This window comes from Streptomyces sp. NPDC059787 (genome assembly GCF_042732315.1).
In the GTDB taxonomy this organism is placed as follows: Bacteria; Actinomycetota; Actinomycetes; order Streptomycetales; family Streptomycetaceae; genus Streptomyces; species Streptomyces atrovirens.
The window spans coordinates 1-16,791 of sequence record NZ_JBHWHX010000001.1 but is presented as its reverse complement, the minus strand read 5'-3'; the positions used below and the strand labels follow the sequence as shown (position 1 = coordinate 16,791).

The window sequence follows — 16,791 nt, the reverse complement described above, 5'->3', positions numbered from 1 at the left end:
TGTTGTGAAGGTGAGTGGCCCGTGCGACCGGAGGCTGTCCGGCTCCGACCGGGCCGCCCTTCAGGGCGACGGCAGCGGAAGGCAGGGCATGTGCGGGTGCCGCAGGTGCTGTCCGCCGTCGTGGACGCACAGGGTGAAGGTCTCCGGCCCCGGCCGCCCTGCCGTGTCGTAGGCGTCGAGAACGTGCTCGACCCGTTCCCACAGCCGCACCGGACCGCCCTCCCGCACCCGCCAACCACCATCGCCGTCCGGCGTCAGCACGGCGGCCGACCCGCTCACCACGTCGATCAGGTACAGGACATCGCCGACGGTGGCCAGCTGGGCGTCGGGTACCGCACTCTGTACGAGGAAGCGCAGGTGGAAGGCATCCTCGGTCGCGGCGGTGATCTGCTCGGGACCGTGCCGGGCGATCCGCGCCTCCCCCGGCGGCTCCGCCGCCCAGTGGGCGGGGTTGCCGAAGGCCGGCGCCGCATGGGTACGCGCCGACATGAAGGAGACCGTGCCGCCCAGCAGACGACCCTCGGCGGTGCCGTCCCCGGCGACCGTGAGCATGACGCGGGCGTACCCGTAGAGCCAGCCGGAGAGCGTCAGCAGGATCTTCCCGCCCGGCCGGGTCTGGGCGACCAGGGCCGGGGGCACGGCCCTGAAGGAGCAGGCCGCGACGATCCGGTCGAACGGGGCCTCGGGCCAGTACCCGTACAGCCCGTCCGCGACCGCGAGGGTGGGCGCGTAACCGCAGCCGTGCAGCGCGCCCGCGGCCCGCTCCAGCCGGTGCGGGTCCACCTCGACGCTCGTCACGGCGGCCGATCCGAGGCGTTCGCAGGCGAGCGCGGTCGAGTACCCCGTCCCCGTGCCGATCTCCAGCACCGAGTGCCCTTCCCGCACGTCGGCGTCGGCCCACATCCGCACCACGAGCGACGGCAGGGTGGAGGACGAGGTCGGGGCCCCTCCGTGCCGCTCGGCCGGGTGCTCCCAGTCGGGTTCGTCGCCGTCGAACTGCGTGATGAGCGTGGTGTCGGAGTACGCGGCGGCCAGCCAGCGCCCGGAATCGAGTGCGGCGGTGACCGGCTGCCACCGGGTCAGCCCCTGCCCGTCCCGCTCCTCGCCGGGCAGGTAGAAACCGGGCACGAACCGGTGCCGGGGCACCGCCTCCACCGCCGCCCGCCAGGCCGGATCGTCCAGCACCCCGCGTGCGGCGAGGTCCTCCGCCATGATGGCGCGCAGCCGCGCGGCATCGGTGTCGAGGTCTACGGGCATCGTCATGGACGGCCCTTCCTTTCCACGGTGAGAAGGTCGGCGAACGCCTCGGTGATGTCCTCGGCGTCGGGAAGCCAGCCCCACTGTCCGTTCGGGTTGCACTCGATCGCCGTCCAGTGTTCCGGGTCGTCCCCGTCACCGGTGAGGGCGAAGTCGAAGCAGCCGAAGACGAGACCGAACGAGGCCAGGTAGGTGTGCAGCGCCGCCTCGACGGGCGGCGGCACGGTGATCGGGGCGTGGAGCAGGGCGCCCCAGTCGCCCCGGCGCCAGTCCAGCGCGCCGTCGGGTGCGGCGATCTGCTGGGCGAAGACACGACGGCCGACCACGGTGACGCGTACGTCACCGGTCTTGGGGATCTCGGCCTGGAACAGGTGGGCGGTCACGGTGAGCGTGTCGTCGAAGGTCTCCGGGTCGACCCGCTGGGTCCAGATCGCCCCGGCGCGCCCGTCGTCGCCGGTGGGCAGGCCGCGGAACGTCTTGCAGACGACGGGACCGTGGACGGCAGCGAACTCCTCTGCGGTCCTGCGGTCGTTGGTGACCAGCGTCGGAGGAATCCTCAGCCCGAGCCGGGCGAGCCTGCGGAGCTGGGCGGGCTTGGACTCCGCGCGGGCCACCGCGGCCGGGTGGTTGACGTACCGGGCGCCGGGCAGGGCGTTCAGGACGCCGCCGAGCCCGTGCCGCGCCTCGGCGGCGGCGAAGTCCCTTTGCTGCCGGGGCAGATGCGCGAACCGGGTGCCGTAAGGAGTGGGGCGGCGGTAGTACACCGCCGCCACCTCCTCCGGCTCCACCTCCCGGCTCGCCGTACGCAGTCGTCCGCTCCACGCCGGACGGTCCGCACCGATGCGGAAGCCGAACGTCAGGGCGGGTCCGATGTCGGCGGGGTCGACGCGGACGACGGGCACCTCGCGCTCGTTCAACGCGGCGACGACCCGGTCCGCCGTGACGTCCTGCAGCGCGGTGACGACCAGGACGGTGGAAGCCATCGGTCAGTCCGATTCGTAGTCGGTGGTGCTGTCGTCCTGCGTCTGGGACTGCGGACCGTTCCCGTCACCGCCCCCGGACACGGAGGCGGTACCGGTCGTCCTCGACGTCCCGTGCTTGCCCATCTCGACCGGTCGCCCGGCGGTGTCGGCGTAGCGGGCGGTCTGCGTGACGGGGTCGAGCGTCACGGTCGCGTACGGCGGCGGCCCGACCGGCAGCCGGTCGGTGACCAGGCGCAGCGCCCAGGGGGTCCCGGGGGCGAGTGTCGTCATGGAGGTCCTTCCTCTGTCCGCGATGCGGAGTTCCAGATTCTCGCCACTCAGTGTGCTCATGTGCGTGCAGACTGTGAATACGGGCAGCTCGTACGGCCAGTGGCTGTACGCCGGCTGTCCGGTTTCTGTCCGCCTTGCCCGGGGTGACCGGGCGCGGGCGGCCGGAGTTGGTCCGGGGAAGGGCGCGCGACGGGAGGCGGCGAGCATGGGTGAGTGGGAAGCGGGGCTGGACGACGAAGAGGCCGGGGCCGTGATGCGCACGGTCACCCGGCAGCTGAAGCTGTGGCGGGAGGCGGCAGGGCTTACGCAGGCGGAGTTCGGGGCGGCGATCAAGTACGGGGAGGAGACGGTCTCCTGCGTGGAGCGGGGGCGACGGATCCCCCGGCCGGAGTACCTGGACGCGGCGGACGAGGTGTTGGGCGCGGGCGGCAAGATCGCCGCGATGAAGAAGGACGTGTCGGAGGTCCGGTACCCGAAGAAGGTACGGGACTTGAAGAACCTGGAGGCGGAGGCCACCGAACTGTGCGCCTACAACAACTCCGTCATCCATGGACTGCTGCAGACCGAGGAGTATGCACGGGCAGTACTCAGCGCTCGCCGCCCGCCCTTCACTGCCGACCAGTTGGAACAGCAGGTGTCGGCACGCGTGGCGCGACAGGAGATCCTCAGCGACACGACAGCCGAGGCCGTCTTCAGTTTTATCCAATGCGAGTCGACGCTTCGTCGGCCCATCGGGGGCAAGATGGTGATGCGCAGGCAGCTCGAACGACTGTTGGAAGTCTGCGCGTTCCGCAACGTCGACCTTCAGGTACTACCTCTGAGCCGCGAGGAGAACTCGGGGCTCGACGGCTCGTTCAGGTTGCTCAGGCTCAGGGACGGCACCACGGTCGGTCACGTCGAGGTGGCGCACATCAGTCGCGTGATCGCGGAGCCGAAAGAGGTGCAGCTCCTGGACATCCAGTATGGAATCATCCGGGCACAGGCTCTCAGCCCACGGGAGTCGATGGCCCTCATCGAGAAAGTGCTTGGAGAGACATGAAGCTGGAGTGGATAAAGAGCAGTTACAGCACGTCCAGCGGCCCCGATTGTGTTGAGGTGGCCACCCCGGACGAGAGTCACGTCTTCGTCCGCGACTCCAAGAACCCGAACAGCCCCCACCTCGTCCTCGCTGCCACCACCTGGGCGACCTTCGTGCCGTACGCGTCCGAGCACTGACGTCGCACACACGTTGCCCGCACCCGAATGCACGGGTGCGGGCAACGGGCCACCGCTGCGTGTCAGTCGGCGACCGGAGCCGCCTCCTCCGCCACGTCCTCTCCCCGCGCCTGCTGCAAGGTCTCCGCGATCGCGGCGAACTCCTCCAACTGTGATGAGCAGGGCATCCCGAGCCGCCGGGGCAGGCTCATCACCGACGCAGCGACCGTCCCCGGCGGCGTTTACGGCAGCGGACCGCGCCATGCGGTGAACAGCAGTGTGTCGGCCGCTCGCGGCCCCTGCCCGGCGGGCAGGAGGTCACCGCTGATCCGGGTGAATCCGGCCTCGTCGAGGAGTTTGGCCCACACGTGTTCCTGGAGCACCCAGCGGCGCATCGTGGCCGGCTCCCCGTCCGGGGTCCTGGCCGGAATGTCGGCATGCTCCACGTCGGGCTGTGCGGGCGCCCCGCCGAGATAGTGGGCGAGGGTGGAGAACACCAGCCGTCCGCCCCGCCGCAGCGCGGACGCCGCCGCCGGCAGCAGTTGGCGCGGCTCGGTGAAGTCGACCGCGCCGAACATGCTGTAGAGCACGTCGTACGTGTCGGGCGCCGCCCGCAAGTGCTCCACGACGTCCGACCGCACCAGCTGCAGGCGCGGCGCGAGATGGCCGTACAGGTCCGTGGCCATGGCGTGCTGGGCGGGTGAGGCGTCGACGGCGACGACCCGGGCGGGCCGGTGGCGGACGGCCAGGTGGGCGGCGTGCCGGGCGGCGCCCGCGCCGAGGTCGGCGACGCACAGTCCGGACAGGTCACCGAGGATGTCCGGACCGGGCCCGCAGTCCTGGCCCCAGGCCCACCGGAACGTGTCGGGCACGGTCCGGTCGGTGGCGTGGTGGGTGCGGCCGTAGTGGTGCCACAGGTCTGTAGAGGTGAGGGCTGTCACCCGCTCCATGGTGGCGGGCACAGCTGCCAGACGGGCCGGTTCGCGGAATCTCACCCGGACGTGCCCCGGACCCCGGCGGCCGGCCGGAGCCCGGGGCACCGGGGCGGCTCAGTGGGAGTCGCTGCCAGGGTGACACGGGCTGCACTTGGCGGCGTCCTGCCACAGCGACAGGTCGACCTCCCAGCCGTCGGCCGCGACCCTGTGCGCGGTCTTCATCACGGAGCCGTCGTTCTTGAAGTCGACCTCGGGCACGTGGTGCAGGAAGTGCCCGCCGTTGAAGCGGTCGCACAGCTCGGCGTACGCCACGGTGTCCAGGATGATCGTGTGGACGCCGATGTCGACGAGCGAGCTCGGCGCCAGGCCCAGCTTGTCGCCCCGGTGGTTCATCGCGGTCAGCAGGTAGGCGTAGCCCTGCCCCAGCACCCGGGCCGCCATGACCGAGTCGTACGGGTGGTCCCGCATGAGGAGACCGACCTGCTTGTTCCACAGGGCGGCCGGCACGACCTCCCGCGCGGAGCGGATCGGGCCGGTCGTCGGGCAGGCGGCCGGGACGGTTGCAGCGGTGCTGGTTGCCATGGTGCCTCCGATGGACGGCGCCCCGCGGATCGGGGCGATGCACCCAGGGCACCGCACCGGCCACGCCGACTGTGATCAATTCTCGCCGCTCGCATGGCGTTTGCACGGTGTGAAAGCGGTCTCGACGCGGCCCGTGCAGCGCCTCTACCGTGGGACGCCCCCGGTAGTGCGGCGTGGGAGGGTCCGGTGTTCGTCGACCCGCTCTGGAACAGCACGAGAGCACGCGAGTTAGCCGCCCAGCGCCGCCCCGGCGCGCTGATCCGGCTCGGCCGCGAGCACCGAGCGTGGACACTGGCCGTACTCGGCGGCCGCATCGGCTGCTCGCCGGCCACCGTCTCGCGGCTCGAACGCAGTGCGCGGGTGGTCGACTTGGCCCTGGTGCACCGTGCCGCGCTGGAAGTCGGCGTGCCCCGACACATGCTGGTGGCTTCTCTCGCGCCGCCGTCCCCCGCAGCTCCGGCGGCCACTAGAGTGACGGCCAGTCCGCGTGACGCCGAGGAGGACCCCATGCGCCGCCGTACGCTGCTCACCGCCACGGCGGCCGCCGGACCGGTCGCCCTGCTGACCGGCCTGGACGACGCGCTCGCCAACACTCCAGCCCCTGTCGGCACCGGGCCCCTGGACGCTCGCCTGTCCTCCGCCCGGACCCTGTACGACAAGGGCGGACACGGTCAGCTCCTCGCCGCGCTGCCCGCCCTCATCGCCGACGGGCACAGCGCAGCCGCGTCCCGGCAGAGCCTCGACCAGGCCCGGCTCTCCTCGGTCTACAGCCTCGCCTCCGCCGTACTCATCAAGCTCGGCTCCTACGACCGCGCCCGCCTCACCGCCGACCGCGCCCGTACCTGGGCCGAAGTCTCGGGCTCGCCCCTCGCCGCGGCGGCCGCCGCGAGGGAACTGGCGATCGTGCTGCGCCACCAGGACCGTCACGCCGACGCCCAGCGGCTCATGACATCGGCGGCCGCCACCGTCGAGGCCACCGGGCTGCGCACGGAGGCAGCGGCGGCCGCCTACGCGCAGATGCTGTGCACCCTCGCCTACACCGCCGCCCGGGGCGGGCAGCGTGCCGACGCACTGGCGATGACCGAGGAAGCCCGCCGAGCAGCCTGCCGGCTCCCCGGCACCGCCCCGGCAGGCCGCCTGTTTCCGATCAGCCCAGCCGCCGTCGACCTGTACGCAGTCGGCGTGCACTGGGCCCTCGGCGACGCGGGCGCCGCCCTGGACGCGGGGAAGAACCTGCGCGCCGACCAGTTCCCGACCGCCGAACGCAAGGCCCGCATGGGCACCGACATGGCACGCGCCTGGTGGGCGTGGAACCGGCCAGAACAGACGGCCCACGCCCTGCTCGACGCCTACCGGGCCAGCCCCGGCGAAGTACGCGACCGGCCGGCGATCCGCAGCATCGTCGACGAGCTCGCCGAGCGGCACCCGCGGACCACGGGCGTACGGGAACTCCACACCGCCATGACCCGAGCCTGAACAGGCGCTGCAAGACACAGTGGCCGCTTGCCGGATGTCCGAGGGCCGTCACCCATCTCCCGAACCCGCTGCGGCGCCTCGGCGTAACGCGGTGGACGGGGTGCCGCGGCGGTGACGTCGGGGGCCGGACGAAGAAGGACGCCCCCGAAAGGGCGCCCCTCCTCACCTCAGGTCGTCGACCGACGCCTCCGCGCCCCCGGCCGCCGCTCGCTCGGCCGGGTCACCGGGTCGCCGGCGTCCAGCGCGGCCAGCCGGCGCCGCGTGCCGAAGTCGGCCAGGGCCTCCGCCAGCTTGTGGACCGACGGCTCGGGAGCCATCACGTCCACCCGCAGGCCGTGTTCCTCCGCCGTCTTCGCCGTCGCCGGGCCGATACAGGCGATCACCGTCACGTTGTGCGGCTTGCCCGCGATGCCGACCAGGTTCCGGACCGTCGAGGACGACGTGAACAGGACCGCGTCGAAACCGCCGCCCTTGATCGCCTCACGGGTGTCCGCCGGGGGCGGCGACGCGCGGACCGTGCGGTAGGCGGTCACGTCGTCGACCTCCCAGCCCAGCTCGATCAGGCCCGCGACCAGCGTCTCCGTGGCGATGTCGGCGCGCGGCAGGAAGACGCGGTCGATCGGGTCGAAGACCGGGTCGTACGGCGGCCAGTCCTCCAGCAGGCCGGCGGCCGACTGCTCACCGCTCGGCACCAGGTCCGGCTTCACGCCGAAGGCGATCAGCGCGTTGGCCGTCTGATCGCCCACCGCCGCGACCTTGATGCCCGCGAAGGCACGGGCGTCGAGGCCGTACTCCTCGAACTTCTCGCGGACCGCCTTCACCGCGTTGACCGACGTGAACGCGATCCACTCGTAGCGGCCCGTCACCAGGCCCTTGACCGCCCGCTCCATCTGCTGCGGGGTGCGCGGGGGCTCCACCGCGATCGTCGGGACCTCGTGCGGCACGGCGCCGTACGAGCGGAGCTGGTCGGAGAGCGACGCCGCCTGCTCCTTCGTACGCGGGACGAGCACCTTCCAGCCGAACAGCGGCTTGGACTCGAACCACGACAGCTGGTCGCGCCGGGCGGGGGCACTGCGCTCGCCGACCACGGCTATCACCGGCCGGCCGCCGTCCGGGGACGGCAGCACCTTCGCCTGCTTCAGCGTCTGCGCGATCGTGCCGAGCGTCGCCGACCAGGTGCGCTGCCGGGTCGTCGTACCGGCGACGGTCACCGTCAGCGGGGTGTCGGGCTTGCGTCCGGCGGACACCAGTTCGCCCGCCGCGGCGGCCACGGAGTCGAGCGTGGTGGAGACGACCACCGTGCCGTCCGACGCCCCGACCTCCGTCCAGCAGCGGTCCGAGGCCGTACGCGCGTCCACGAAGCGGACGTCCGCGCCCTGGGCGTCACGCAACGGCACACCGGCGTACGCGGGTACGCCGACCGCCGCCGCGACACCGGGGACGACCTCGAACGGCACCCCGGCCGAGGCGCACGCCAGCATCTCCTCGGCGGCGTACGCGTCGAGCCCGGGATCACCGGACACCGCACGCACGACCCGCCTGCCGCCCCGCGCGGCCTCCATGACAAGATGTGCCGCATCCCGCATCGCGGGGGCACTGGTGGTTGTTGACGCGCCGTCAACGACCGTCAGCTGGGGCGTGCCCGTGCCCGGATCCGACGTGTCGGAGTCCGTGTGCACTTCGGCGACGCCCTGCCTCGCGTGCGTGCGTACGACGTCGAGCACCTCGTGCTCGGCGACGAGGACGTCCGCGTTCGCCAGCGCCTCCACGGCGCGCAGGGTCAGCAGTCCCGGATCCCCGGGTCCGGCACCGAGGAAGGTGACGTGCCCGTGTTCCGGAGGGGCGGGAAGGGTGGTGGGGCTCACTGTGCTCGCTCCCCCATCAGACCGGCCGCGCCCTGCGCGAGCATCTCGGCGGCGAGTTCGCGACCGAGCGCCGTCGCCGCCTCGTGCGTCTCGGGCACGGGACCGGTGGTGGACAGCTGCACCAGCGTCGAGCCGTCGGTCGAGCCGACGACGCCGCGCAGGCGCATCTCCTTGACAATCTGCCCGTCGGCCTGGGGGTCCCCCCGCTCGAGCGGAGCCGAGAGTGGGGGAAGGTCGGCCAGCGCGCCCACGGGGGCGGAGCAGCCGGCCTCCAGGGCGGCGAGCAGGGAACGCTCGGCCGTCACGGCGGCCCGCGTGAGCGGGTCGTCGAGCTCGGCGAGCGCGGCGATCAGCTCCGCGTCGTCCGCGGTGCATTCGATCGCCAGTGCCCCCTGGCCGGGGGCGGGCAGTACCGTGTCGACCGACAGGAAGTCGGTCACCTCGTCACTGCGTCCGATCCGGTTCATTCCGGCGGCGGCCAGCACCACGGCATCCAGTTCGCCCTTGTGGACGTACCCGATGCGGGTGTCGACGTTGCCCCGGATCGGAACCGTCTCGATGTCCATGCCGTGGCTGCGCGCGTACGCGTTCAGCTGCGCCATGCGGCGCGGCGAACCCGTGCCGATGCGGGCGCCGCGCGGCAGGTCCGTGAGCTTCAGCGCGTCGCGCGTGACCATCACGTCGCGCGGGTCCTCGCGCACCGGAATGGCCGCCACGACCAGTTCGTCGGGCTGCGTGGTCGGCAGGTCCTTCAGCGAGTGCACCGCGAAGTCCACCTCGCCCCGCACCAGTGCCTCGCGCAGCGCGGCCACGAACACACCCGTGCCGCCGATCTGCGCGAGGTGCTCGCGCGAGACGTCACCGTACGTGGTGATCTCGACGAGCTCGACGGGCCGTCCGGTCACCTGGCTCACGGCTTCCGCCACCTGCCCGGACTGGGCCATGGCGAGCTTGCTGCGCCTGGTCCCCAGCCTCAGTGCCTTCTCAGTCATGCCGGCCCTCGGTTCCTTGCGTTCTTCTCGGTGCTTTCCTCGGCTCGGGAGACGGAGGCCACCGTCTCGGGGTCGAGGTCGAACAGGGTGCGCAGCGCGTCCGCGTACCCGGCGCCGCCGGGCTCGGCCGCGAGCTGCTTGACCCGTACCGTCGGCGCGTGGAGCAGCTTGTCGACCACCCGCCGCACGGTCTGGGTGATCTCCGCGCGGTGCTTGTCGTCCAGGCCGGGAAGCCGCCCCTCCAGACGGGCGATCTCGCCGGCCACCACATCGGCCGCCATGGTGCGCAGGGCGACGACGGTCGGCGTGATGTGCGCCGCCCGCTGTGCCGCCCCGAACGCGGCGACCTCGTCGGAGACGATACGCCGCACCTGGTCCACATCGGCAGCCATCGGAGCGTCCGCGGAGGCTTCCGCGAGCGATTCGATGTCGACGAGGCGCACGCCGGCCAGCCGGTGCGCCGCCGCGTCGATGTCGCGCGGCATCGCCAGGTCCAGCAGGAACAGCACGGGCTCGGGGCGCGGCGGCTCGGCCACCGGCTCCGGGCGGCGCCGCTCGGGGATCCGGCCGACGGTGGACGCGGTCGCGGCGAGCGCGCCGATCAGCTCGGCGTCGGCCTCCGGACCGCCGCGGCCGGTCCGACGGCGGTCGACGGTCGTGCCCGCGGCCCACGCGGCGTGCTGCTCCAGCGTCGCCGCGTCCATGCCGGCGACGGCGGCCTCCCCCATCACGGAGAAGCCGGGCCGTACGGCGGACAGGTCCAGCGGGCAGCCCTCTTCCGTGCCCACGGAGGTGGGCGGGAGCGGTGCCTCCTCGACCGGGACGGTCCCGACGGCCGGCTGCTCGCCGACCCGGCCCTCGACGCCCGCGGCGATCGCGTCGGCCGTGAGGACCAGTCCCGTCGCACCGGTGCAGGAGACGACGACGTCGGCACGTGTCAGCTCGAACGGCACCGATCCCATCGGGACCGCGCGGGCCAGCACGTCCGTGTCGTCACCCTCGGCGAGACCCTGCCCGCGCTGCTCTTCGAGCAGGTGTGCGAGACGCTCGGCACGCTCGGGCGTGCGGTTGGCGATCACGATCTCGCCGACACCGGCCCGCGCGAGCGTGGCCGCGGCCAGCGAGGACATCGAACCGGCGCCGATGACCAGCGCCTTCTTGTCCCGCGCCCACGTCTCGACGGGCGCGCCGACGGCGAGCTGCTCCAGGCCGAAGGTGACCAGGGACTGCCCGGCGCGGTCGATACCGGTCTCGGAGTGGGCCCGCTTGCCGACCCGCAGCGCCTGCTGGAACAGGTCGTTCAGCAGCCGTCCGGCGGTGTGCAGTTCCTGCGCGCGGGCGAGCGCGTCCTTGATCTGGCCGAGGATCTGGCCCTCGCCCACGACCATCGAGTCAAGGCCGCAGGCCACCGAGAACAGGTGGTGGACGGCCCGGTCCTCGTAGTGCACATAGAGATAAGGAGTGAGCTCCTCCAGGCCGACCCCGCTGTGCTGGGCGAGCAGCGTGGACAGCTCGGCGACGCCGGCGTGGAACTTGTCCACGTCGGCGTAGAGCTCGATGCGGTTGCAGGTGGCGAGGACCGCGGCCTCGGCGGCGGGCTCCGCGGCGACCGTGTCCTGCAGCAGCTTGATCTGCGCGTCCACGCCCAGCGAGGCCCGCTCCAGCACGCTGACCGGCGCGCTGCGGTGGCTCAGTCCGACGACGAGGAGACTCATGCCGGCATCACGGCGGGTACGTCCCCGTCGGGCCCCTGGTCGGTGGCGGACTGCTTGCGGGGGGCGGCCGGGGCGGCGACGGGCTCGGCCGTGGCCTCCTCGCCGGCCTTGCGCTGCTCGTGGAAGGCGAGGATCTGCAGCTCGATGGAGAGGTCCACCTTGCGCACGTCGACACCGTCCGGGACGGTCAGCACGGTCGGCGCGAAGTTCAGGATCGAGGTGACACCGGCGGCCACGAGACGGTCGCAGACCTGCTGGGCGGCGCCGGCGGGGGTCGCGATCACGCCGATCGACACGCCGTTGTCCGTGATGATCGACTCGAGCTCGTCGGTGTGCTGCACCGGGATCCCGGCGACGGGCTTCCCGGCCATCGCGGGGTCGGCGTCGATCAACGCGGCGACCCGGAAACCACGGGAGGCGAACCCTCCGTAGTTGGCGAGGGCGGCGCCGAGGTTACCGATGCCGACGATCACAACCGGCCAGTCCTGGGTCAGGCCGAGTTCGCGGGAGATCTGGTACACGAGATACTCGACGTCGTAGCCGACGCCCCTGGTCCCGTACGAGCCCAGGTAGGAGAAGTCCTTGCGCAGCTTCGCGGAGTTGACCCCCGCGGCGGCCGCCAGCTCCTCCGAGGAGACCGTGGGCACCGAGCGCTCGGAGAGCGCGGTGAGGGCGCGGAGGTACAGCGGAAGGCGGGCGACGGTGGCCTCGGGAATCCCTCGGCTACGGGTCGCCGGTCGGTGAGTTCGGCCAGTTGCCACGGTGCTCCTGCGGGTAGAGCGGGGCTTCAGGCGGTCATACGTCAGGTCATACGTCCCCGGACCGCCCCGTCGAATGCAGGCTATGTCTTTGTGAACGCGTGCACAAAGATTGTGTCCGATTTGCCCGGCCAACGTGACCGGGGTCACGCGCCCCCGGCGCACTCGCGGGGAACCGGCGCACGAGCGCCACCGTTCCTTTTCTTCTGGGGGCAAAACCGCACACTCTCCTCTGTGAATCCCGCCCCCGAGACCAAGCCGCCATCGATCCTAAGCGACTTTCCAGCCGGTTTGGACTGGCCGGTCAGTCGGTGAGGGCCCTGCGGAGACGGTCCTCGTCCACACGCCAGAAGGTGTGCTGGCGGCCGTCGACGAGGACGACGGGGATCTGCTCCCAGTACCGGTCGTGCAGCTCCCGGTCCTGGGTGATGTCCTTGCGCTCCCACGGGACGCCGAGCTCCTCGCACACCTTCTCCACCACCACCTGCGCGTCGTCGCACAGATGGCAGCCGGGCTTGCGCACGAGGGTGACGAGCCGGTCCTGCGGGGCGGCCGGGGTGTTGCGGCGGAAGAGTGGGCTCATACGGGCCATTGTCACGCCCGCCTTAACGACTCGGACCCGGAGAGTTCACGACGCTCGAACCTCTCGGCTCCGGAACATCCGCGCCGACTGGCTATGCTCACGCCATGGCCGCTCTCGGATGGCTCACCCCCCGTAGGCGCTCCGCCACGGCACGCAGCGTGTTGGCAGGCGAGGCCTCGGCGGAGGCAGCGCGCAAGTCCACCCAGGAAGTTTCCGAACGCGAACCGGAGTTCCCGGTCGTCGGGGACGAACGGGCCGCCGCGTTCTTCGACCTGGACAACACGGTGATGCAGGGCGCCGCCCTGTTCCACTTCGGGCGGGGACTGTACAAGCGGAAGTTCTTCGAGACGCGCGACCTCGCCCGGTTCGCCTGGCAGCAGGCGTGGTTCCGGCTGGCCGGGGTCGAGGACCCCGAGCACATGCAGGAGGCCCGCGACTCGGCGCTCTCCATCGTCCAGGGCCACCGCGTCTCCGAGCTGCAGTCCATCGGCGAGGAGATCTACGACGAGTACATGGCCGAGCGGATCTGGCCGGGCACCCGTGCGCTGGCACAGGCGCACCTGGACGCCGGGCAGCGGGTGTGGCTGGTGACGGCGGCGCCGGTGGAGATCGCCACGGTGATCGCCCGCCGGCTGGGGCTGACCGGGGCGCTGGGGACGGTCGCGGAGTCGGTCGACGGCGTGTACACGGGCAAACTGGTGGGCGAACCGCTGCACGGACCCGCGAAGGCGGAGGCGGTACGCGCCCTCGCCCTGGCGGAGGAACTGGACCTCGGCCGCTGCGCGGCGTACAGCGACTCGCACAACGACATCCCGATGCTGTCCCTGGTCGGCCACCCCTACGCGATCAACCCGGACTCCAAGCTCCGCAAGCACGCCCGCCGCATGGACTGGCGCCTACGCGACTACCGCACCGGCCGCAAGGCGGCCAAGGTCGGCATCCCGGCGGCAGCAGGCGTCGGCGCGGTGGCCGGCGGCACAGCAGCCGCCATCGCCCTCCACCGCAAACGCCGCTGACGGCCGGCCACAACCCGCCCGAGACCGCGGACACCCGCCACGCCGCACCCACCGCGGACACCCGCGCACCACGTTCCCGCGCACACCCGCACACCCGCACACCCGCACACCCGCACACCACGTTCCCGCGCACACCCGCACACCACGTTCCCGCGCACACCCGCATACCACGTTCCCGCGGGCAGTCGTGCCGCTGGGGCGGCACGGGTGGGCGCGACGGCACCCCGCGAACGCCGGGCCGCGCGACAAACCCCCGCCCGGCCGCGACACCGGGCACCCGCCGCCCCGCCACACGGGCGGACGCGACGGCATCCGGCGAACGCCGGGCCGCGCGACAAACCCCCGCCCCGACCCCTGGCCCCGTCAACCCCGCCGCAGCACCACGCCCCCGGTCAACCCCCATCCCCCCGCCGAACCGACCACCGGGGACCACTTCCGCCACCCCGCCCCCGAACCCGGCCAATCCAACTGCCTTACCCCACAACCCCCTTGCCCAGTCCTCTTGGCTGCACACGGCCACAACCCGCCCCACACCCACCCGAAACACGAACCATTCCGGTCAACAACCGATCACCACACCGCCCCCGAACGCCCATCAACCGGTTACGGAAACGACGTAATCGATGATTTGAGCAACTCGGTGTAGCAGAGCCTGTACGAAGCGTTATTCTCCTCAGACGCAATTCGGTACCCCCACCTCGCTACGACGGGTGAACGGTCCCGCACTGCACGTGATGGAAGCTCTGCCTCTGGGAGTCCCGTGTACCCACACGTCGGGGTTGACGCCTCGGGCCTGGCTAAGCTGCGCGCGACAGTCGCGACAGCCCGAGACCTGCTGCGCGGCATCGTCCCCACCGCGCACACGGTCCCCGCGTTCGCCACCGCCCCCGCCGCCGGCCCGTGCTACGCCCTCGCCGACGGCAGCGCCGCGGTCGGCGGACGGGGGTGCCGCCCCACAGCGCCCTCCACACCCCCCGCCGCCGCGGCCAGGGGCGCGGCCAGGGGATCCGCCGCCAGGGCGGCCACCGGCACCCCCGCCGCCCGCCGCCCCGCCGCCGACAGCGACAGTGCCCGGATGATGGACCTCGTCGAGCGCGCCCAGGCCGGCGAGGCCGAGGCCTTCGGCCGGCTGTACGACCAGTACAGCGACACCGTCTACCGCTACATCTACTACCGCGTCGGCGGCAAGGCGACCGCCGAGGACCTCACCAGCGAGACCTTCCTGCGCGCACTGCGCCGCATCGGCACCTTCACCTGGCAGGGCCGCGACTTCGGCGCCTGGCTGGTGACCATCGCCCGCAACCTCGTCGCCGACCACTTCAAGTCCAGCCGCTTCCGCCTCGAGGTCACCACCGGGGAGATGCTCGACGCCAACGAGGTCGAGCGCTCCCCCGAGGATTCCGTTCTCGAGTCCCTGTCCAACGCCGCCCTCCTCGATGCCGTACGACGACTCAACCCCCAACAGCGGGAGTGCGTCACGCTCCGATTCCTCCAAGGTCTGTCCGTCGCCGAGACCGCCCGCGTGATGGGCAAGAACGAGGGTGCCATCAAGACCCTCCAGTACCGGGCCGTCCGCACCCTCGCCCGGCTCCTCCCGGACGACGCCCGCTGACCGGACACACCCGCCGACCGGAACACGCTCTGCGACACCCAACTCACGTTACGTGAAACCCGGTTGGCTTCCTCATTCGGTCATCCCGGGTCCGTAACCCAAGTGCCGCGCCACTCGTTGTGCGGGATACAGGCTCCCTGTGGTCACCCCCTGACCGACTTCGATCACTCGATCGTGTGGCCCTGGTCAGGGCGGGAACCCTCAGGACCCCCTGGGGAGTCGACCGTGATGACGAGAGGAGGTGCCGCCAGTGATCGCGAACGTATCGGCGCACCGGCGGGCGAACGCCTTCGCCCAGGCCCTGGAGGAGCAGTCCGACCGGGGCACGGCGGCCGAGCAGTCCGAAGGATCGGCACCGGCCCCGGCCGCCGCCGCGGAGACCGAGCAGGCGCAACTGCTCGCGCTGACCTCCGGCCTCGGCGCGCTACCCAAGCCGGAACTGGACCCCGAGGTCAAGGTCGTCCAGCGGGCCCAGCTGGTGGCCGCGTTCGAGGCCATGCTCCAGGAGGGCACCGCTGCGGGCGAGGCGACGCATCAGGCCGTACCCGAACAGCGCTCGCGCCGGGCCAGGGGCACCCACCGGGCGACCCCGCTGGGCAAGCTGCGACCACGCTCGCGGCTGGCCAAAGGGCTCACCGCGGGCGGACTCACCGTCGGCGTCGCCGCCGGCGCCCTGGGCGGAGTCGCCGTCGCCAGCTCCGACGCCCTGCCCGGTGACTCCCTCTACGGAGTCAAGCGCGGCATCGAGGACGTCAAGCTCGGCCTCGCCGACGGCAACGACGAGCGTGGCCGGGTCTACCTCGACCACGCCTCCACCCGCCTCGGTGAAGCCCGCCGGCTGATGGAGCGCGACCGCGGCGGCACCCTCGACCACGAGTCCCTCGGCGAGATCCGCCGCGCCCTGTCCGGCATGCGGCACGACGCCGCCGAGGGCCACCGGCTGCTGCGCGAGGCCTACCAGCGCGACCCGGACTCCCTGGGCCCCATGCAGGCGCTCTCCTCCTTCTCCCGGACGCACCGCCAGAGCTGGGGCACCCTGCGCGACCGGCTGCCCGTACAGCTGGGGGACGTGAGTGAGCAGGTCTCGTCGGTGTTCGACGCCATAGAGAAAGACGTCGCCCCGCTGCGTTCGCTGCTCCCCCAGCCCTCGACCGACGAGGACGGCGACGGCGCGGAGCGGCGCGGCTCCGAGTCGACACCCGGCACCCCGTCGTCCGGCACGGGCTCCTCGCAGTCCCCCGACACGGGCGACGGCACCTCCGGCGAGAGCGGCACCGGCAGCGCCGACCCCTCCGGTTCCGCCGACACCGGCCGCGAGAGCGACGGCCTGCTCGGTGGCAACACCGGCGGCCTGCTCGACCCGCCCAAGGAAAGCGGCACCGTCTCCACCTCACCACCGGCGGAAGGCCGCATCACCCCGCCCCCCGCCCCCGACATCACCCTCCCACCCCTCCTCCCCGGCCTCCTCCCAGGCCTGGGCATCGACAGCGAGGACGACGAGTAGAACCGAATGCGCAGTTCCCCGCGCCCCTCAAGGGGCGCGGGGAACTGCG

17 protein-coding genes are annotated in these 16,791 nt (G+C 72.2%); 6 read left to right on the top strand and 11 right to left on the bottom strand.

Annotation, left to right across the window (positions count from 1 at the left end; all coding sequences use genetic code 11):
• Positions 1-60: 60 nt before the first annotated feature.
• Genes tgmC through ACFV5H_RS00075 form a run of 3 tightly spaced genes read right to left on the bottom strand, consistent with a single transcriptional unit; the run spans position 61 to position 2,570 of the window.
• The gene (tgmC, locus tag ACFV5H_RS00085) at positions 61-1,263 is read right to left on the bottom strand and encodes an ATP-grasp peptide maturase system methyltransferase (RefSeq protein WP_385191828.1); all 1,203 of its coding nucleotides are present in this window, start codon (positions 1,261-1,263) and stop codon (positions 61-63) included.
• A complete protein-coding gene (gene tgmB, locus ACFV5H_RS00080; protein ID WP_385191826.1) occupies positions 1,260-2,240 on the bottom strand; it encodes an ATP-grasp ribosomal peptide maturase in 981 nt (326 codons plus the stop codon). Before tgmB ends, tgmC begins: the two co-directional genes overlap by 4 nt.
• Before the next feature lie 3 nt (positions 2,241-2,243).
• Positions 2,244-2,570, bottom strand: a complete 327-nt coding sequence (locus ACFV5H_RS00075) for a putative ATP-grasp-modified RiPP (protein WP_385191824.1) — start codon at positions 2,568-2,570, stop codon at positions 2,244-2,246.
• 145 nt (positions 2,571-2,715) lie between these two features.
• Between ACFV5H_RS00075 and ACFV5H_RS00070 the strand changes: the two genes are divergently transcribed.
• Together ACFV5H_RS00070 and ACFV5H_RS00065 are read left to right on the top strand one after the other, a co-directional pair.
• Complete coding sequence (locus ACFV5H_RS00070) at positions 2,716-3,549, top strand: helix-turn-helix domain-containing protein (protein WP_385191821.1); 834 nt, start codon at positions 2,716-2,718, stop codon at positions 3,547-3,549.
• Positions 3,546-3,725: a DUF397 domain-containing protein gene (locus ACFV5H_RS00065; protein ID WP_385054181.1), complete on the top strand. Its 180-nt coding sequence runs from the start codon at positions 3,546-3,548 to the stop codon at positions 3,723-3,725. Before ACFV5H_RS00070 ends, ACFV5H_RS00065 begins: the two co-directional genes overlap by 4 nt.
• A gap of 62 nt (positions 3,726-3,787) precedes the next feature.
• On the opposite strand, the gene ACFV5H_RS00060 is transcribed toward ACFV5H_RS00065, so the two are convergent.
• The 3 genes from ACFV5H_RS00060 to ACFV5H_RS00050 all read right to left on the bottom strand — a co-directional run bounded on the left by ACFV5H_RS00060 (position 3,788) and on the right by ACFV5H_RS00050 (position 5,221).
• Positions 3,788-3,916 carry a hypothetical protein gene (locus tag ACFV5H_RS00060; RefSeq protein WP_385054178.1) on the bottom strand — a complete coding sequence of 43 codons (129 nt, stop codon included), beginning with the start codon at positions 3,914-3,916 and terminating at the stop codon, positions 3,788-3,790.
• A 30-nt stretch (positions 3,917-3,946) separates the two neighbouring features.
• The gene (locus ACFV5H_RS00055; protein WP_385191819.1) at positions 3,947-4,654 is read right to left on the bottom strand and encodes a class I SAM-dependent methyltransferase; all 708 of its coding nucleotides are present in this window, start codon (positions 4,652-4,654) and stop codon (positions 3,947-3,949) included.
• A 99-nt stretch (positions 4,655-4,753) separates the two neighbouring features.
• Complete coding sequence (locus tag ACFV5H_RS00050; RefSeq protein ID WP_385054175.1) at positions 4,754-5,221, bottom strand: hypothetical protein; 468 nt, start codon at positions 5,219-5,221, stop codon at positions 4,754-4,756.
• Between the two features lie 186 nt (positions 5,222-5,407).
• Between ACFV5H_RS00050 and ACFV5H_RS00045 the strand changes: the two genes are divergently transcribed.
• On the top strand, positions 5,408-6,697 hold the full coding sequence (locus ACFV5H_RS00045) for a helix-turn-helix domain-containing protein (protein ID WP_385054173.1): 1,290 nt from the start codon (positions 5,408-5,410) through the stop codon (positions 6,695-6,697).
• 167 nt (positions 6,698-6,864) lie between these two features.
• Here ACFV5H_RS00045 and ACFV5H_RS00040 read toward each other — a convergent pair whose 3' ends face one another.
• From ACFV5H_RS00040 to ACFV5H_RS00020, 5 genes are all read right to left on the bottom strand, one after another.
• Positions 6,865-8,562 carry a uroporphyrinogen-III synthase gene (locus tag ACFV5H_RS00040; protein ID WP_385191817.1) on the bottom strand — a complete coding sequence of 566 codons (1,698 nt, stop codon included), beginning with the start codon at positions 8,560-8,562 and terminating at the stop codon, positions 6,865-6,867.
• A complete protein-coding gene (gene hemC, locus ACFV5H_RS00035) occupies positions 8,559-9,554 on the bottom strand; it encodes a hydroxymethylbilane synthase (protein WP_385054167.1) in 996 nt (331 codons plus the stop codon). Before hemC ends, ACFV5H_RS00040 begins: the two co-directional genes overlap by 4 nt.
• Positions 9,551-11,269 (bottom strand): glutamyl-tRNA reductase, encoded by a 1,719-nt coding sequence (locus tag ACFV5H_RS00030; protein ID WP_385191814.1) that lies wholly within the window; start codon positions 11,267-11,269, stop codon positions 9,551-9,553. The genes hemC and ACFV5H_RS00030 overlap by 4 nt, the downstream gene beginning before the upstream one ends.
• A complete protein-coding gene (locus ACFV5H_RS00025; protein WP_385191812.1) occupies positions 11,266-12,030 on the bottom strand; it encodes a redox-sensing transcriptional repressor Rex in 765 nt (254 codons plus the stop codon). The genes ACFV5H_RS00030 and ACFV5H_RS00025 overlap by 4 nt, the downstream gene beginning before the upstream one ends.
• Positions 12,031-12,331: 301 nt before the next feature.
• A complete protein-coding gene (locus tag ACFV5H_RS00020) occupies positions 12,332-12,619 on the bottom strand; it encodes a glutaredoxin family protein (RefSeq protein ID WP_385054160.1) in 288 nt (95 codons plus the stop codon).
• Between the two features lie 95 nt (positions 12,620-12,714).
• Here ACFV5H_RS00020 and ACFV5H_RS00015 point away from each other — a divergent pair, with 95 nt between their 5' ends.
• The 3 genes from ACFV5H_RS00015 to ACFV5H_RS00005 all read left to right on the top strand — a co-directional run bounded on the left by ACFV5H_RS00015 (position 12,715) and on the right by ACFV5H_RS00005 (position 16,742).
• Positions 12,715-13,626, top strand: coding sequence for an HAD family hydrolase (locus ACFV5H_RS00015; protein WP_385054158.1), 912 nt, complete (start codon positions 12,715-12,717; stop codon positions 13,624-13,626).
• A 760-nt stretch (positions 13,627-14,386) separates the two neighbouring features.
• Positions 14,387-15,238 (top strand): ECF subfamily RNA polymerase sigma factor, BldN family, encoded by an 852-nt coding sequence (locus ACFV5H_RS00010; protein ID WP_385054156.1) that lies wholly within the window; start codon positions 14,387-14,389, stop codon positions 15,236-15,238.
• Positions 15,239-15,488: 250 nt separating this feature from the next.
• Positions 15,489-16,742, top strand: a complete 1,254-nt coding sequence (locus tag ACFV5H_RS00005; protein ID WP_385054153.1) for a DUF5667 domain-containing protein — start codon at positions 15,489-15,491, stop codon at positions 16,740-16,742.
• The last annotated feature ends 49 nt before the right edge of the window (positions 16,743-16,791 follow it).

Bases quoted from the DNA above. Each gene is read 5' to 3' on its own strand.
- ACFV5H_RS00030 (WP_385191814.1), bottom strand. From the start codon at position 11,269: ATGAGTCTCCTCGTCGTCGGACTGAGCCACCGCAGCGCGCCGGTCAGC.
- ACFV5H_RS00060 (WP_385054178.1), bottom strand. From the start codon at position 3,916: ATGAGCCTGCCCCGGCGGCTCGGGATGCCCTGCTCATCACAGTTGGAG.
- tgmC (WP_385191828.1), bottom strand. From the start codon at position 1,263: ATGACGATGCCCGTAGACCTCGACACCGATGCCGCGCGGCTGCGCGCC.
- hemC (WP_385054167.1), bottom strand. From the start codon at position 9,554: ATGACTGAGAAGGCACTGAGGCTGGGGACCAGGCGCAGCAAGCTCGCC.
- ACFV5H_RS00020 (WP_385054160.1), bottom strand. From the start codon at position 12,619: ATGGCCCGTATGAGCCCACTCTTCCGCCGCAACACCCCGGCCGCCCCG.
- ACFV5H_RS00070 (WP_385191821.1), top strand. From the start codon at position 2,716: ATGGGTGAGTGGGAAGCGGGGCTGGACGACGAAGAGGCCGGGGCCGTG.
- ACFV5H_RS00015 (WP_385054158.1), top strand. From the start codon at position 12,715: ATGGCCGCTCTCGGATGGCTCACCCCCCGTAGGCGCTCCGCCACGGCA.
- ACFV5H_RS00075 (WP_385191824.1), bottom strand. From the start codon at position 2,570: ATGAGCACACTGAGTGGCGAGAATCTGGAACTCCGCATCGCGGACAGA.
- tgmB (WP_385191826.1), bottom strand. From the start codon at position 2,240: ATGGCTTCCACCGTCCTGGTCGTCACCGCGCTGCAGGACGTCACGGCG.
- ACFV5H_RS00050 (WP_385054175.1), bottom strand. From the start codon at position 5,221: ATGGCAACCAGCACCGCTGCAACCGTCCCGGCCGCCTGCCCGACGACC.
- ACFV5H_RS00065 (WP_385054181.1), top strand. From the start codon at position 3,546: ATGAAGCTGGAGTGGATAAAGAGCAGTTACAGCACGTCCAGCGGCCCC.
- ACFV5H_RS00055 (WP_385191819.1), bottom strand. From the start codon at position 4,654: ATGGAGCGGGTGACAGCCCTCACCTCTACAGACCTGTGGCACCACTAC.